Source organism: Amycolatopsis sp. w19 (genome assembly GCF_051373225.1).
Classification (GTDB): Bacteria; Actinomycetota; Actinomycetes; order Mycobacteriales; family Pseudonocardiaceae; genus Amycolatopsis; species Amycolatopsis japonica.
In genome coordinates this window covers 1-17,081 of sequence record NZ_JBPQFM010000043.1, presented here as the reverse complement: position 1 = coordinate 17,081, position 17,081 = coordinate 1, and the positions used below count along the sequence as shown (strand labels likewise).

At 72.0% G+C, this 17,081-nt stretch carries 2 protein-coding genes; both read left to right on the top strand.

The window, feature by feature from the left end; genetic code table 11:
• The first annotated feature begins 6 nt into the window (after positions 1 to 6).
• On the top strand, positions 7 to 15,312 hold the full coding sequence (locus tag ACSMFO_RS39225) for an SDR family NAD(P)-dependent oxidoreductase (RefSeq protein WP_436462421.1): 15,306 nt from the start codon (positions 7 to 9) through the stop codon (positions 15,310 to 15,312).
• A 13-nt stretch (positions 15,313 to 15,325) separates the two neighbouring features.
• Positions 15,326 to 17,081: type I polyketide synthase (locus tag ACSMFO_RS39220; protein WP_436462420.1), on the top strand; the 1,756-nt coding region annotated here is incomplete at its 3' end.

The window sequence follows — 17,081 nt, the reverse complement described above, 5'->3', positions numbered from 1 at the left end:
CCTTCCGTGGCGAACGAAGACAAGTACCTCGACTACCTCAAGCGCGCGACCGCCGACCTGCGGGAGACCCGGCGACGGCTGAAGGAGGCCGAGGACCGCGGTCACGAGCCGATCGCCATCATCGGGATGGCCTGCCGGTTCCCCGGGGGCGTGCGGTCGCCGGAGGATCTGTGGGAGCTGGTCGCCGAGGGCCGCGACGGGATCTCCGGGTTCCCCGCCGACCGTGGCTGGGACCTGTCCGCGCTGTACGACCCGACGGGGGAGAAGCCCGGTACGTCGTACTGCCGCGAGGGCGGTTTCCTCGACGGCGCGGGCGAATTCGACCCGGCCTTCTTCGGGATCTCGCCGAGGGAAGCGCTCGCCATGGACCCCCAGCAGCGGCTGCTGCTGGAGATCTCTTGGGAGACCTTCGAACGCGCGGGTATCGACCCCGGCTCCCTGCGGGGCAGCCGGACCGGGGTGTTCGCCGGGGTGATGTACCACGACTACGTCTCCCGCCTCGCCGCGATCCCGGAGGAACTCGAAGGCTACCTCGGCACCGGGAACTCGGGCAGCGTCGTTTCCGGGCGCGTCGCCTACACCTTCGGGCTTGAGGGCCCGGCGGTGACGATCGACACCGCGTGCTCGTCTTCGCTCGTCGCACTGCATCTGGCCGCGCAGGCGTTGCGGCAGGGCGAATGCTCGATGGCGCTCGCGGGCGGTGTCGCGGTGATGTCCACACCGGACACCTTTGTCGACTTCAGCCGTCAGCGCGGGCTCGCCGCGGACGGCCGCTGCAAGTCCTATTCGGACGGAGCGGACGGCACGTCGTGGGCCGAGGGCGTCGGGATGCTCCTGGTGGAGAAGCTCTCCGACGCGCGGCGGCTCGGCCACGAGGTGCTCGCGGTCGTCAGTGGCAGCGCGGTCAACCAGGACGGGGCGAGCAGCGGTCTCAGCGTGCCGAACGGCCCGTCGCAGCAGCGGGTCATCCGGCAGGCCCTGGAGAACGCGCGCCTTTCCGCCGGACAGGTCGACGTCGTGGAGGGCCACGGCACCGGGACCACCCTGGGCGACCCGATCGAGGCACAGGCGCTGCTGGCCACCTACGGCCGGGAGAAGTCCGCGGACCGGCCGTTGTGGCTGGGCTCGCTGAAATCGAACATCGGGCACTCCCAGTCCGCCGCCGGGGTCGGCGGCGTGATCAAGATGGTGCAGGCGATCCGGCACGGTGTCCTCCCGCGCACCCTGCACGCGGACGACCCGTCGTCCAAAGTGGACTGGTCGGCCGGTGCCGTCGAACTGCTCACCGAAGCGCGCGAGTGGCCGGAGACCGGGCAGCCCCGCCGCGCGGGCGTGTCCTCGTTCGGCGTCAGCGGCACCAACGCGCACACCATCATCGAGCAGGCTCCCGAGAGCGAAGAAGTCGCAGGTGTGCCGCCCACCGGCGCCGTACCCGCGGTCCTGTCCGGCAAGACCGCGGACGCGCTGCGCGATCAGGTCGTGCGGCTGCGCTCGCATATCCTCGCCAGGCCGGAGCTGAGCGTCGCCGATGTCGCCGCGTCGCTCGCCACCACCCGCGTCCTGCACGCGCACCGGGGTGCGATCGTCGCGGCCGACCGGGACCAGCTGCTCGCCGGGCTGGACATCCTCGCCGCCGGCGCCGCCACCTCCGGGGTCGCCCACGGCGTCGCCGCCGACGGCCGGACTGCGTTCCTGTTCACCGGCCAGGGCAGCCAGCGCCGAGGGATGGGCCGGGAGCTCGCCGAGCGGTTCCCGGTGTTCGCCGAGGCCTTCGACGACGTCTGTGCCCGGTTCGAACGGCCGATCAAGGAACTGTCCACCGAGGAACTGAACCAGACGGCGAACACACAGTGCGCGTTGTTCGCCTTCGAGGTGGCGCTGTTCCGGCTGGTCGAGAGCTGGGGCGTCAAACCCGATTTCCTGGCAGGCCACTCGATCGGCGAGATCGCGGCCGCTCATGTCGCGGGCGTGTTCAGCCTCGATGACGCTGTGAAACTGGTGTCGGCACGCGGCCGGTTGATGCAGGCGTTGCCCACCGGCGGCGCGATGGTGGCCTTGCAGGCGACCGAAGCCGAGGTCGTCCCGCTGCTGACGGACCGGGTGTCGCTGGCCGCGATCAACGGTCCGGAGTCGGTGGTCCTTTCCGGCGACGAAGACGCCGTGGCCGCTGTGGTGTCCCGCTTCGACGGCCGCAAACACAAACGACTCGCCGTGAGCCACGCGTTCCATTCACCGTTGATGGATCCGATGCTCGACGACTTCCGCGCGGTCGCGGAGAGCCTGTCGTATGCGGCGCCGCGGATTCCGATCGTCTCCGGCGGCCTGGCCGAAGTGTCCACTGCGGACTATTGGGTCCGGCATGTCCGTGACGCGGTGCGGTTCCGCGATTCGGTGCGCTTCCTGGAAGCCGAGGGTGTCACGCGGTTCCTGGAGATCGGCCCGGACGCCGTCCTCACCGCGATGGCCCAGGAAAGCACCGAGGACGCGGTCGTGGTCGCGGCAACGCGCCGCAACCGCGCGGAGGACGTCACCCTGCTCGCCGCGGTCTCCACGCTGCACGTCCACGGGGCGGCCGTCGACTGGACGCCGCTGCTCGCCGGCGCCCGCCGCGTCGACCTTCCCACCTATGCCTTCCAGCACCGTCGTTTCTGGCTGGACGGCCCGCTGAACGCCGAGGGCGACGCGGCGAGCCTGGGCCTCGGCGCCACCGACCATCCGCTGCTCGGCGCCGTCGTCACGATGGCCGACGCGCACGGCGTCCTGCTCACCGGGCGGCTTTCCCTCGCGGCGCAGCCGTGGCTGGCCGGGCACGTGGTCGCGGGGCATGTCCTGCTGCCGGGCACCGCCTTCGTCGACCTCGTGCTGCACGCCGGGGACAAGGTCGACTGCGGGATCGTGGAGGAACTGACCCTGCGGGAACCACTCGTCCTGCCCGAACACGACGCGCTCAGCCTGCAGCTGGTCGTCGGCGCGCCGGACGAGACCGGCAGGCGCACGGTCGGCGTCCACTCGCGTCCCGAGACCGCGGACGCCGAATGGTCGTGCCACGTGACCGGTGTCCTCGCTCCCGGCTTCCCCGACACCGACTTCAGCCTCGCCGTTTGGCCGCCCGAAGGCGCCGAGCCGGTCGCGATCGACGGCCTGTACGGCGCGCTCGCCGAGGTCGGCCTCGACTACGGGCCCGCCTTCCAGTGCGTCCGCGCCGCCTGGACCCACGAATCGGCCGTCTACGCCGAAATCGAGCTCGCCGACGCCGAGAAGGCCGACGCGGCCCGGTTCGGGATCCATCCGGCCCTGCTCGACTCGGCCCTGCACGCCGCCGGCCTCGGCGCGCTGGACGCCACCGAGGCGCGGCTCCCGTTCTCGTGGTCCGGCGTGAGTCTGAGGGCTTTCGGGGCGACCACGATCCGCGTGCGCCTCACCCCGGCTGGACCGGACACGATCGCACTCGCCGTCGCGGATCCGGAGGGACGGCCGGTGTTCACCGCCGACGGTCTCCTCGTCCGGGCGGTCCCGTCCGGCGCCCTCACCTCCCGGAACCCGGTGCGCGACGCGTTGTTCCGGGTGGACTGGCAGCCGCTCACCATCCCCGCCGAAGCCGCCACAGAGCACGTCGTCGCCTCGTTCACCGGGTACACCGGTGACCTGCTCGGCGACGCCCACGCGGCCGCGGTCCGCGCACTCGAACTGGTGCGCGCCGACGACGGCGGGCCGAAACTCGTCTTCCTGACCAGCGGTGCCGTCGGGGACGCCGTGCCGCATCCAGCGCAGGCCACCGTCTGGGGTCTCGTCCGCACCGCGCAGGAGGAGTTCCCGGACCGGTTCGTCCTCCTCGACACCGACACCGAGCCCGCGCCCGAACTCGTCGCGGCCGCCGTCGCCACCGGCGAACCCGAACTCATGCTCCGCGAGGGCGTCCTGTCCGGTGCCCGGCTCGTCCGCGCCTCGCGTACCACCACCGAGCCCGGTGACATCTCCGGGACGGTGCTCGTCACCGGCGGCACCGGCGCGCTCGGCGCGGATCTCGCCCGGCACCTCGTCCGGTCGCGCGGTGTCCGGCGGCTGCTGCTCACCAGCCGTCGCGGCGCGGCGGCGCCCGGCGCGGACACCCTCACCCGTGAGCTGACCGCGCTCGGCGCCGACGTCCGGATCGAAGCCTGCGACGCCGCCGACCGCGACGCGCTCGCCGCGCTGCTGGCCGATCAGCCGATCACCCTCGCCGTGCACGCGGCGGGTGTGCTGGACGACGGTCTCCTCGGTGACCTGTCGCCGGAACGGCTCACCGCGGTGCTGAGGTCCAAAGTGGACGCCGCCGTGCATCTGCACGAACTGCTCGGCGACACCGAACTCGTCCTGTTCTCCTCCGCCGCCGGGGTGTTCGGCAACGAAGGGCAGGCGAACTACGCCGCCGCGAACGCCTTCCTCGACGCCCTCGCCCGGCATCGTCACGCGAACGGACAGCCCGGCACGGCGCTGGCGTGGGGGATGTGGGCCGCCGGAATGGGCGACGCGCTCGCCGCCCGCCCCGGCTTCCCGGCACTGTCCACAGAGGACGGGATGGCGCTCTTCGACGCCGCGACGGCGCTCGACGACGCCGCACTCGTCCCGATCCGGCTCGATCTGCCCGCGTTGCGCGCGCGGCTCGGCGGTGACGTGCCGCCGTTGTTCCGCGGCCTGATCCGGCCTGCCCGCCGCGCCGCCGTCACCGGTTCGGCGGGTGCGCTCGCCGACCGGCTGGCCGCGCTCACCCCGGCCGAACGGAGCCGGGAACTGCTGGAGATCGTGCGGACGCACGTCGCCATCGTGCTGGGCCACCTCGGTTCGGAGGCGATCGACGCCGGTAAACCGTTCCAGGAACTCGGTTTCGACTCGCTGGCGGCGGTCGAACTGCGCAACCGGCTGACCGAGGTCACCGGCCTGCGGCTGGCCGCGACCCTCGTCTTCGACTACCCGACCCCGCTCGTGCTCGCCGAACACCTGCTGGAGGGGCTCGCCGGGGGCGGGCTCGCCGAGGCGCCGGACGTACCGGTGCGCACCGGTCCCGTCGACGAGCCGATCGCGATCATCGGCATGGCCTGCCGCTACCCGGGCGGTGTCACTTCCCCGGAAGAGCTGTGGGACCTGGTCGCATCCGGCCGGGACGGGGTTTCGGAGTTCCCGGTCAACCGGGGCTGGGAAGACGTCTACGACGCGGACCCCGGCAAGGTGGGCAAGAGCTACGCCCGTGAGGGCGGATTCCTGCACGACGCGGGCGAGTTCGACGCGGCGTTCTTCGGGATCTCGCCGCGTGAGGCGCTGGCGATGGATCCGCAGCAGCGGTTGCTGCTGGAGACGTCGTGGGAGGTCTTCGAACGCGCCGGGATCGATCCGCACGCGGTGCGGGGCAGCAAGACCGGCGTCTTCGCCGGGGTGATGTACCACGACTACGCGGCGCGGCTGAACTCCGTGCCGGAAGACGTCGAGGGCTACCTCGGCACGGGGAACTCGGGCAGTGTGATCTCGGGAAGGCTGGCCTACACCTTCGGGCTGGAAGGCCCCGCGGTCAGCATCGACACGGCCTGCTCGTCGTCGCTGGTCGCGATGCACCTCGCCGGGCAGGCGCTGCGGCAGGGCGAATGTTCACTCGCGCTCGCGGGCGGTGTGACCGTGATGGCCACGCCGAACACCTTCGTCGAGTTCAGCCGCCAGCGTGGGATGGCCGCCGACGGCCGGTGCAAATCCTTCGCCGAGGCCGCGGACGGCACCGGCTGGGGCGAGGGCGTCGGCATGCTCCTGCTGGAGCGCCTTTCGGACGCCCGCCGCAACGGCCACCGGGTGCTGGCCGTGGTCCGTGGCTCGGCGGTGAACCAAGACGGCGCGTCGAACGGCCTGACGGCGCCGAACGGGCCGTCGCAGCAACGGGTGATCCGTCAGGCTTTGGCGCAGGCCGGTCTTCGTCCGTCCGATGTGGACGCTGTCGAAGCGCACGGAACCGGGACGACACTCGGTGACCCGATCGAGGCGCAAGCTCTGCTCGCCACCTACGGACAGGATCGTGAGGAGCCGTTGTGGCTGGGTTCGGTGAAGTCGAACCTCGGTCACACGCAGGCCGCCGCCGGTGTGGCGGGTGTGATCAAGATGGTCGAGGCGATGCGCCACGGCGTTCTTCCCCGGACACTGCACGTCGACGAGCCTTCGTCCCATGTGGACTGGTCCGATGGCGCGGTGTCCCTGGCGACGGAGTCGCGGGAGTGGCCGGACACCGGTCGTCCGCGGCGGGCCGGGGTGTCGTCGTTCGGGATCAGCGGGACCAACGCGCACACCATCATCGAGGCCGTCGAGCCGGATCCCCAGCAGTCCGGAAGCTCGGATGTCCCGCCGTGGCCGCTGTCCGGCAAGACCGAGGAAGCGTTGCGCGCGCAGGCGGCCCGCCTCCACGACCACCTGATGGCCACTCCGGATGTGACCGCGGCGGACGTCGCGCTCGCTCTCACGGCACGGGCGGACTTGGAGCACCGGGCCGCGCTCGTGGCCGGCGACCGCGACGGTCTCCTCGCCGCGCTGGACGCGCTCGCGCACGGTGAGACCGCCGAGGGGATCGTCCGGGGAACCGCCCGGCACACCGGCCGGACGGCGTTCCTGTTCACCGGTCAGGGCAGTCAGCGGGTCGGAATGGGCCGTGAGCTGGCCGAGCGTTTCCCGGTGTTCGCCGAGGCCTACGACGAGGTGTGTGCCCGCTTCGAACAGCCGATCAAGGATCTGACGGCAGAGGAGCTGAACCAGACCGCCAATACACAGTGTGCGTTGTTCGCCCTCGAGGTGGCGCTGTTCCGGCTGGTGGAGAGCTGGGGTGTCCGGCCGGACTTCCTGGCCGGACACTCGGTCGGCGAGATCGCGGCCGCCCACGTCGCGGGGGTGCTGTCGCTGGACGACGCGGTGACGCTGGTGTCGGCGCGCGGCCGGTTGATGCAGGCGCTGCCTGCGGGCGGCGCGATGGTGGCGCTGAGGGCGACCGAAGCGGAGGTGACCCCGCTGCTGACGGAGCGGGTTTCGATCGCCGCCATCAACGGCCCGGAGTCGGTGGTCGTCTCGGGTGACGAGGACTCCGTCGCCGCTGTGATCTCTCAGTTCGGGGGCCGCAAGCACAAACGGCTCGTGGTGAGTCACGCGTTCCACTCGCCGTTGATGGAGCCGATGCTGGACGAGTTCCGCGATGTCGTCGACGGCTTGTCGTTCGCCGCGCCGCGGATCCCGATCGTATCCGGCGGTCTGGCGGAGGTGTCCACTTCGGACTATTGGGTCCGTCATGTCCATGACGCGGTGCGGTTCCACGATTCGGTCAAGTTCCTGGAAGCCGAGGGTGTCACGCGGTTCCTGGAGATCGGGCCCGACGGCGTGCTCGCCGCGATGGCCCAGGACAGCCTGGAGGACGCGGTCGTCGTCCCGGCCCTGCGACGCGACAAGCCCGAGGTCACGACCCTGCTGACGGCAGTGGCCGGACTGCACGTCCACGGCGCAGACGTCGACTGGAGCCCGTTGTCCGCCGGGGCCCGGCGGGTGGATCTGCCGACGTATGCCTTCCAGCGCACGGAGTTCTGGCTCGACGCGGGCGCCGCGGCCGGCGATCTGACCGCGGCGGGGCTGGCCGACGCCGGACATCCGCTGCTCGGTGGCGCGGTGACCCTGCCGGACTCCGGCGGGACCGTGTTCACCGGCAGGCTGTCGCTTGCGGCCCAGCCCTGGCTCGCCGACCACGCCGTCGGGGAGACCGTGCTCCTGCCCGGTACCGCGTTCGTCGATCTGGCGCTCGCCGCCGGACGACGGCACGGCGCCGTCGTCCTCGACGAACTCACTCTGGAGAGCCCGCTGGTCCTGCCGGAGCATGGCGGTGTCGATCTGCGCGTGTGGGTCCGCGAACCGGACGACACCGGTGCGTGCGCGGTCAGCGTGCATTCCCGTGCCGACGACGAGCCCTGGATCCGCCACGCGGTCGGGACAGTGACCGAGGACACCGGCGCCACGCCCGCCGACCTCACGTCGTGGCCGCCCGCCGCCGAGGAGACCGACGTCGACGGGCTGTACGACGCCCTCGCCGACGCGGGCCTGAACTACGGTCCGGTCTTCCAAGGCGTCCGCGCCGCGTGGCTCGACGGCACCACGGTGTACGCCGAGATCGACCTCGACGAACGCCACCACGGCGACGCCGCCCGGTTCGGCCTGCACCCGGCGCTGCTGGACGCGGCCCTGCACACCGCCGGACTCGGCGCGCTGAGCACCGAAGGCGGGGCACGGCTGCCCTTCCTGTGGTCGGGCGTCTCGCTCACCGGCCTCGGCGCCACGAGCCTGCGAGTCCGGCTCACCGGGACCGGCGACACGCTCTCCCTGGCGATCGCGGACGGGGCGGGCGCGCCGGTGGCGACCGTCGCGGGCCTGACCGTCCGCCAGGTCGACCCCGCCGCGTTCGGGGGTGGTGGCGACTCGCTGTTCCGGGTGGAGTGGGTGCCGGTCCGCGCCCGTGCCGCGGAGGCCGCCGCGCCCGCCATGGCCGTCCGGTCCGAAGTGGACAGTGTGGTGGACGTGCACGAAGCGACCGCGCAAACGCTTGCGGCGCTCCAATCCTGGCTCGCCGACGAAGACAACGCCGACACCACCTTGGTCGTGCTGACCAGCGGCGCCGTGTCGGTGGCGGGGGAGGACACGCGTGATCTCGCCCGCGCCGCCGTCTGGGGGCTGGTGCGGTCGGCGCAGTCCGAGCACCCGGGCCGGTTCGTACTCGTCGACACCGATACCGAAACAGCGGACCTGGCCGGGGCCGTCGCCACCGGCGAAGCGCAGCTCGCCATCCGCGACGGGAAGCTTTGGGCGCCGCGTCTGGTGAAGAGCGCGCCCTCCGGCACGACACCGCGTTTCGACCGGGAAGGGACCGTGCTGCTCACCGGGGCCACCGGCGCGCTGGGCCGATCGCTGGCCCGTCACCTGGTCTCCGGACACGGCGTGCGGCACCTTCTGCTGGTCAGCCGCAGCGGCGCCGCCGCCTCCGGTGCCACGGACCTGCTGGCGGAACTGACCGGGCTCGGCGCCTCCGCGGTCCTGGAATCCTGCGACGTCGCCGACCGGGAAGCCCTCGCGGAGCTGCTGGCCGGGATCGACCCCGAGCATCCGCTCACCGCGGTGGTGCACGCGGCCGGCGTCCTCGACGACGGTCTGATCGACAGCCTGACCCCCGAGCGGTTCGACGCCGTCCTGCGGCCCAAGGCCGACGCGGCGCTGAACCTGCACGAACTGGCGGGCGACGTCGAGGAGTTCGTGCTGTTCTCTTCGGCGGCGGGCACGTTCGGCAACGCAGGACAGGCGAACTACGCCGCGGCGAACGCCTTCCTGGACGCCCTGGCACAGCACCGGCTGGCCAACGGGCTCCCGGCCCGGTCCCTGGCCTGGGGTCTGTGGGACACCGACGACGGGATGGACGCCTCCGCCGCCGTCGCCAGGCTCACCGGGTCCGGGCTCACCACCGAAGAAGGGCTGCGCCTGTTCGACACCGCGGGTGACGGCGTCGTCCTGCCGATGAAACTCGACCTCGCCGCGCTCCGCGCCGAACTCGGCTCCGACGTGCCGTCGCTACTGCGCGGGCTGATCAAGGTGCCCGCGCGGCGCTCCGCCGGAGCGTCGGCTTGGAAACGGCGGCTCGCGGGACTGTCCGAAGAGGACCGTGACGCGCGTCTGCTCGAACTCGTGCGGACACAGGTCGCCACGGTGCTGGGCTACTCCGGCCCGGAGGACGTGCCGTCGGACCGGGCGTTCACCGAACTCGGCTTCGATTCGCTCACGTCGGTGGACCTGCGGAACCGGCTGAACTCCGCGACCGGTCTGCGCCTGCCCGCCACCCTCGTGTTCGACCACCCGAACTCCGACGCGGTGGTCGCCCGCCTGCGGGAGGAACTGTCCGGCAGCACGGTGGCGGCCGCCGTCGTCACCACGGCGGCGGTCGACGAACCGATCGCCATCGTCGGCATGGCCTGCCGGTTCCCCGGCGGTGTCCGCTCGCCGGAAGACCTCTGGCGTCTGGTGAGCGAAGGCCGTGACGGCATCACCCCGTTCCCGGCGGACCGCGGCTGGGACGTCGAAGGCCTGTACGACCCCGAGGCAAGCAGGCCTGGCACCTCTTGCACCCGCTACGGCGGATTCCTGCACGACGCCGGGGACTTCGATCCAGGGTTCTTCGGGATCTCGCCGCGTGAGGCGCTGGCGATGGACCCACAGCAGCGTTTGCTGCTGGAGACGTCCTGGGAAGCCTTCGAACGCGCCGGGATCGACCCGGCCACCCTGCGCGGTTCCGCGACCGGTGTCTTCGCCGGGGCGATGTACCACGACTACGTTTCGCGGCTCACCGAGATCCCGGCGGATCTGGAGGGCTACCTCGGCACGGGGAACTCGGGCAGTGTGATCTCGGGGCGCCTCGCCTACGCCTTCGGACTGGAAGGCCCGGCGGTCAGCATCGACACGGCCTGCTCGTCTTCGCTGGTCGCGATGCATCTGGCGGCGCAGGCGCTGCGTCAGGGCGAATGCGGGCTGGCACTGGCAGGCGGCGTCGCGGTGATGTCCACTCCGGACACTTTCATCGAGTTCAGCCGTCAGCGCGGGATGGCGCCCGACGGCCGGATCAAGGCGTTCTCCGAAACCGCGGACGGCACGGCCTGGGGCGAGGGCGTCGGCATGCTCCTGCTGGAACGGCTTTCGGACGCCCGCCGCAACGGCCACCAGGTGCTGGCCGTCCTGCGCGGCACGGCGGTGAACCAGGACGGCGCGTCGAACGGGCTCACCGCGCCGAACGGGCCGTCGCAGCAGCGGGTGATCCGTCAGGCTTTGGCGCAGGCCGGATTGCAACCGTCCGATGTGGACGCCGTCGAGGCACACGGCACGGGAACGACTCTTGGCGACCCGATCGAGGCACAAGCCCTGCTCGCCACCTACGGGCAGGATCGGGAAGAGCCGTTGTGGCTCGGCTCGGTGAAGTCGAACCTCGGCCACACCCAGGCCGCCGCCGGGGTGGCGAGCGTGATCAAGATGGTCGAGGCGATGCGGCACGGCGTGCTGCCGCGAACCCTGCACGTCGAGGAACCGTCGTCCCATGTGGACTGGACCGAAGGCGCCGTCTCCCTGCTCACCGAAACGCGGGAGTGGCCGGACACCGGTCGTCCGCGGCGGGCCGGGGTGTCGTCGTTCGGGATCAGCGGGACCAACTCGCATGTCGTCCTGGAAGCGGAGGTCTCCGGGGACGCGGCACCGGCCGGACAGCCGGATGTCCTCGCCTTCCCGTTGTCCGCCAAGACACAGGACGCTCTGCGCGAGCAGGCCGCCAGGTTGCGTGCCCGGTTGCTGACCGGACACGCGCCCGAACTCGCCGACGTCGCGCAAACGCTTGCCACGCGGGGACTTTTCGAGCACCGGGCGGTGGTCACCGCCGGTGACCGCGACGGACTGCTCGCCGCGCTGGCCGCGCTCGCCGGGGGAGAACCGGGCGACTTCGTCTCCGGTCTCGCGAAACCGGGCGGGAAACTCGCGTTCCTCTTCACCGGTCAGGGCAGCCAGCGTGCCGGAATGGCCGACGAACTGTCGGCCGCCTTCCCCGTCTTCGCTCAAGCCTTCGACGAAATCTGCGCGCGTTTCGACGCTCTGCTGGACCGTCCGCTGCGCGAGGCGCTCGCCGGTGACCTGGTCGACCGCACGGAGTACACCCAGTGCGCGATGTTCGCCGTCGAGGTCGCGCTGTTCCGGCTCGTCGAGAGCCGGGGCGTGCGGCCGGACTTCCTGGCCGGGCATTCGATCGGGGAACTGGCGGCGGCCCACGTCGCCGGGGTCTGGTCGCTGGAGGACGCCTGCACCGTGGTCGCCGCTCGCGGCAGGCTCATGCAGGCGCTGCCTCCAGGCGGCGCGATGATCGCCGTCCAGGCCACCGAGGAGGAGGTCCGGCCGCTGATCGACGACGAGACCGTGTCGATCGCCGCGATCAACGGCCCGGTGTCGGTCGTCGTCTCCGGCGAAGAGGCCGCCGTGACCGTGCTGGCCGCCGGGTTCGCCGAACGCGGCCGCAAGACCAAGCGGCTCACCGTCAGCCACGCGTTCCACTCGCCGCTCATGGACGGGATGCTCGGCGAATTCCGCGCCGTGCTCGACGGGATCTCCGCCGCCGAACCGCGGATCCCGCTGGTGTCCACGCTGACCGGGGAGCCGCTGACCGGCGACCAGGCACGATCGAGCGAGTACTGGGTCCGGCACGTGCGGGAAGCGGTCCGGTTCCGCGACGCGGTCCGGACCCTGGAGGCGCACGGCGTCCGCCGCTATCTGGAACTCGGCCCGGACGCGCCGCTGACCGCCCTCGGCGAGCACTGCGTCACGAACGAGTCCACAGTGGACGCTCCACTGTTCGTGCCGTCGCTGCGCGCCGGCCGGTCCGACGTCGAGTCGTTCGTCACCGCGCTCGCGCGGTTGCACGTCGATGGCGTCCGGGTCGACTGGGAGAAGGCGCTCCCCGGCCGGAAGATCGATCTGCCCACCTACGCCTTCCAGCACGAGCGGTTCTGGCTGCGGCCCGTCGCCCCCGCGGTGGGTGACGTCACCGGGCTGGGGCAGTCGCCTGCCGGGCATCCGCTGCTCGGCGCGGCGATCGAGGCGCCGGACAGCGGCGCGGTGCTGTTCACCGGCAGGCTGTCGGTGCAGGAGCAGCCGTGGCTGGCCGACCACGTCGTCGCCGGGACGACCCTCCTGCCGGGTACGGCGTTCGTCGAGCTCGCGTTGCGGGCCGGGGAGCTGACCGGCTGCGCGGCCGTCGACGAACTGACCCTGGAGGCGCCGCTGGTGCTGCCGGACCACGGTGGCACGGCGCTGCGGATCGTCGCGGCCGCGCCGGACGAGACCGGCAGGCGCGCGCTGGACGTCTACTCCCGCCCCGACGAAGGCGACTGGATCCGGCACGCCACCGGAACCGTGTCGCCCCTGGCGGCGGGCGCGCCGTTCGATCTGTCGGCCTGGGCGGCCGCCGATGCCGAGACCGTCGAAACCGACGGCCTCTACGACGGCTTGGCCGCCGCCGGGCTCGAGTACGGTCCGGTCTTCCAGGGACTCCGCTCCGCCCGGCGGCGAGGGGACGACATCTGGGCCGAGGTCGACCTCCCCGAGGACACCACGACCGAGGGTTTCGGCCTGCACCCGGCGTTGCTCGACGCCGCCTTGCACGCTCTGGGCTTCGCCGAAGGGGGTGAGCAGGAGGCCGACGTGGCTGCCGGGCGTGTGCGCCTGCCGTTCGCCTGGTCCGGCGTCCGGCTCCACGCCTCCGGTGCGCGTGCCCTGCGGGTCCGGCTGTCACCGGCGGGGGAGAACGCGGTCTCCCTGGCCGCGGCGGACGAGACCGGCAGGCTGGTGGCCACAGTGGACGCTTTGACGCTGCGCCCGGTCTCTCTGGAGCAACTCGGCGGGCGACAGGGCGGCCACGAGTCGCTGTTCGGCCTGGAGTGGGCGCCGGTTCCGCTCGATCCCACCGCCGCCGTGGCCGCGAGCTGGGCCGTCGTCGGTGTCGACGACTACAAACTCGACGCCGCGCTCACCGCCGCCGGCTACCGCGGGCAGGTTCACGCGAATCTGGCCGAGGTGATCGATCGGGTGCCCGAGCTGGTCTTCGTGTCCTGCGCGCCGGACCACCGCCAAGGGCTGGCCGCCGCCGCGCACACCGCCGCCCAGCGGGCGCTGGAGCTGGTCCGTACGTGGCTGGCCGAGGAGCGGTTCGCCGGTTCCCGGCTGGTGCTGGTCACCGGTGGCGCCGTCGACGAACCGGCGCAGGCGGTGATCTGGGGCCTGGTCCGCTCGGCGCAGTCCGAGCACCCCGGCCGGTTCGTGCTGGTCGACCTCGACGAACAGGACGCGTCGTATCGCGTGCTGTTGCCCGCCCTCGCTTCCGGCGAACCGCAGCTGGAGTTGCGCGAGGGAACGGTGAAGGCGCCGCGGCTGGTCAAACCGGCCGTGACGCCGGTCGAAGGCAAGGCGCGGACCGACGGGGCCGTGCTGATCACCGGCGGCACCGGCGCGCTCGGCGCGGCACTGGCCCGGCATCTGGTCACCGCGCACGGGAAGACCCGGCTGGTGCTCGCCGGTCGCCGCGGCCCGGACGCGCCGGGCGCGGGCGAGCTGGCCGACGAACTGCGAGGGTTGGGCGCCGAGGTCGCGGTGGTCGCTTGCGACGCGGCCGATCGTGAAGCGCTGCAACGTCTTCTGGCCGAGCACCCGGTGACCGGGGTCGTCCACGCCGCCGGTGTTCTCGACGACGTCGTCCTCGACGGCCTCACCCCGGAACGGCTCGACGCCGTCCTGCGGCCGAAGGTCGACGCCGCGGTGAACCTCCACGAACTGGCGGGCGACGTCGACGAGTTCGTGCTGTTCTCCTCCGCGGCGGGCACGTTCGGCAATCCGGGGCAGGCGAACTACGCGGCGGCCAACGCGTTCCTCGACGCGCTCGCCCGGCATCGCCGTGCGCACGGGCTGCCGGCGACCTCGCTCGCCTGGGGGCTCTGGGCCGGTGACGGGATGGCGGGCGGCATGTCCGGACGCGATCTGGAACGGATGTCGGCCTCCGGCGCGGGCGCACTGTCCACAGAGGAGGGACTGGCGCTGTTCGACCTCGCGGTGACTGCGGCCGAACCGGTGCTGTTGCCGATGCGGCTGGACCTCGCCGCGGTGCGGGCGGGCCTCGGCACCGACGTCCCGCCCCTGCTGCGCGGCCTGATCCGCGGTACCGGCAAACGCGTCGAGACCGCCGGTTCACCGACCGGGGACGCGCTCAAGGCGGAACTGGCCGGGATGACCGGGGAGGAACGCGCCGCGGCGCTGCTGAACCTCGTCGCCACACACGTCGCCGGTGTCCTCGGGCACGCCGGTCCCGAGCAGGTCGACCCGGACAAGGCGTTCACCGAACTCGGGTTCGACTCGCTCGCCGCGGTCGAACTGCGCAACCGGGTCAACGAGGCCACCGGTCTCCGGCTGCCGGCCACGCTGGTCTTCGACCATCCGACCACCGCCGCGGTGGCGGAACTGGTCGGCGCGGAGATCGTCGTGGACGACGCGCCACCGCCGCTGGGGGTGCTGGCGGAACTCGACCGGCTGGAGGCCGCGTTCGCCGGGGGAAGCCCGGACGACGCGATCCGCGGCAAGGTCAAGGACCGGCTGCGCGCCCTGCTCGCGGCCTGCGATCCGGGCGAGGGCACCGAATCCGTGGCGGATCGGCTCGAAGACGCCTCGGACGACGAAATGTTCGAATTCATCGGCAAGGAACTCGGGATCTCCTGACTTGGGGGCGGAAATGAAAGACACCGAGGACAAACTCCGGTACTTCCTCAAGCAGGTCACCGCGGATCTCCACGAAACCCGGAAACGCTTGAAGGAGACCGAAACCGCGGGCACGGAACCGATCGCCATCGTCGGGATGGCCTGCCGCTATCCCGGCGGGGTCGCCTCGCCCGAGGATCTGTGGCGGATGGTCGAAACCGGCGGCGACGGGATCAGCGGATTCCCGGTCGACCGCGGCTGGGACCTCGAAGCGTTGTACGACCCGGACCCGGACAAGCAGGGCACGAGTTACGTTTCGCAGGGCGGTTTCCTCCACGACGTCGCCGAGTTCGACCCGGCGTTCTTCGGGATCTCGCCACGCGAGGCGCTGGCGATGGATCCGCAGCAGCGGCTCCTGCTGGAGACGTCGTGGGAGGCCATCGAGCGGGCGGGAATCGATCCGGGGTCGCTGAAGGGCAGCCGGACCGGGGTGTTCGCCGGGCTGATGTACCACGACTACGTCTCCGGGCTGACCGAGATCCCCGACGAGGTCGGCGGTTATCTCGGCACAGGCAACTCCGGCAGCATCGCCTCCGGGCGGGTGTCGTACACCTTCGGATTCGAAGGCCCGGCGCTCACCGTGGACACCGCGTGCTCGTCGTCGCTGGTGACCCTGCATCTCGCCGCACAGGCGTTGCGGCGGGGCGAGTGCGACCTCGCGCTGTCCGGCGGCGTGACGGTGATGTTCACCCCTGGGACGTTCGTGGAGTTCAGCCGTCAGCGCGGAATGGCGCCGGACGGCCGCTGCAAACCGTTCGCCGAAGAGGCGGACGGCACCGGCTGGTCCGAGGGCGTCGGGATGCTGCTGGTGGAACGGCTTTCCGACGCGCGGCGCAACGGCCATCCGGTACTGGCGGTCCTGCGCGGGTCGGCGGTGAACCAGGACGGCGCGTCGAACGGCCTGACCGCCCCGAACGGCCCGTCCCAGCAGCGCGTGATCCGCGAGGCGCTCGCCGACGCCCGGCTGACGACGGCGGACGTCGACGTCGTCGAGGCGCACGGGACCGGCACCACGCTGGGCGACCCGATCGAGGCGCAGGCGCTGCTCGCGACCTACGGCAAGGGCAGGCCGTCGGATCGGCCGCTGTGGCTCGGGTCGATCAAGTCGAACCTCGGGCACACGCAGGCCGCGGCGGGGGTCGCCGGGATCATCAAGATGGTGCAGGCACTGCGAAGCGGGACCCTGCCGCGCAGCCTGCACGCGGAGACCCCGTCGTCGCATGTGGACTGGAGCGTCGGCGCGGTCTCGTTGCTGGACGAAGCGCGGCCGTGGCCGGAACTCGACCGTCCTCGGCGGGCCGCGGTGTCGTCGTTCGGCATCAGCGGCACCAACGCGCACGTCGTCCTCGAAGCCGCCCCGGCCGTCGAGGAGGACGAACCACGGCAGCCGGTGGTGACCGGTGCGACGCCGTGGCTTCTGTCGGCCCGGACGCCGGAGGCGTTGCGGGCGCGAGCTGCTCAGCTTCGGTCCTTTGTGGATCTTCCGGGCGCCGCCGCCACGCTGGCCGCGCGGCCGCTGTTCGGGCACCGGGCGGCCATCGTCGGTGACCCGCGTGCCGCGCTCGACGCGCTCGCCGCCGGGGAGCCGTCGAACCTGCTGATCGAGGGCACCGCGCAGTCGGGTAAGGCTGTTTTCGTGTTCCCGGGGCAGGGTTCGCAGTGGGTGGGGATGGCGGAGGAGTTGTTGTTGGCTGCTCCGGTGTTCGCTGAGTCGATGGCTGAGTGTGAGG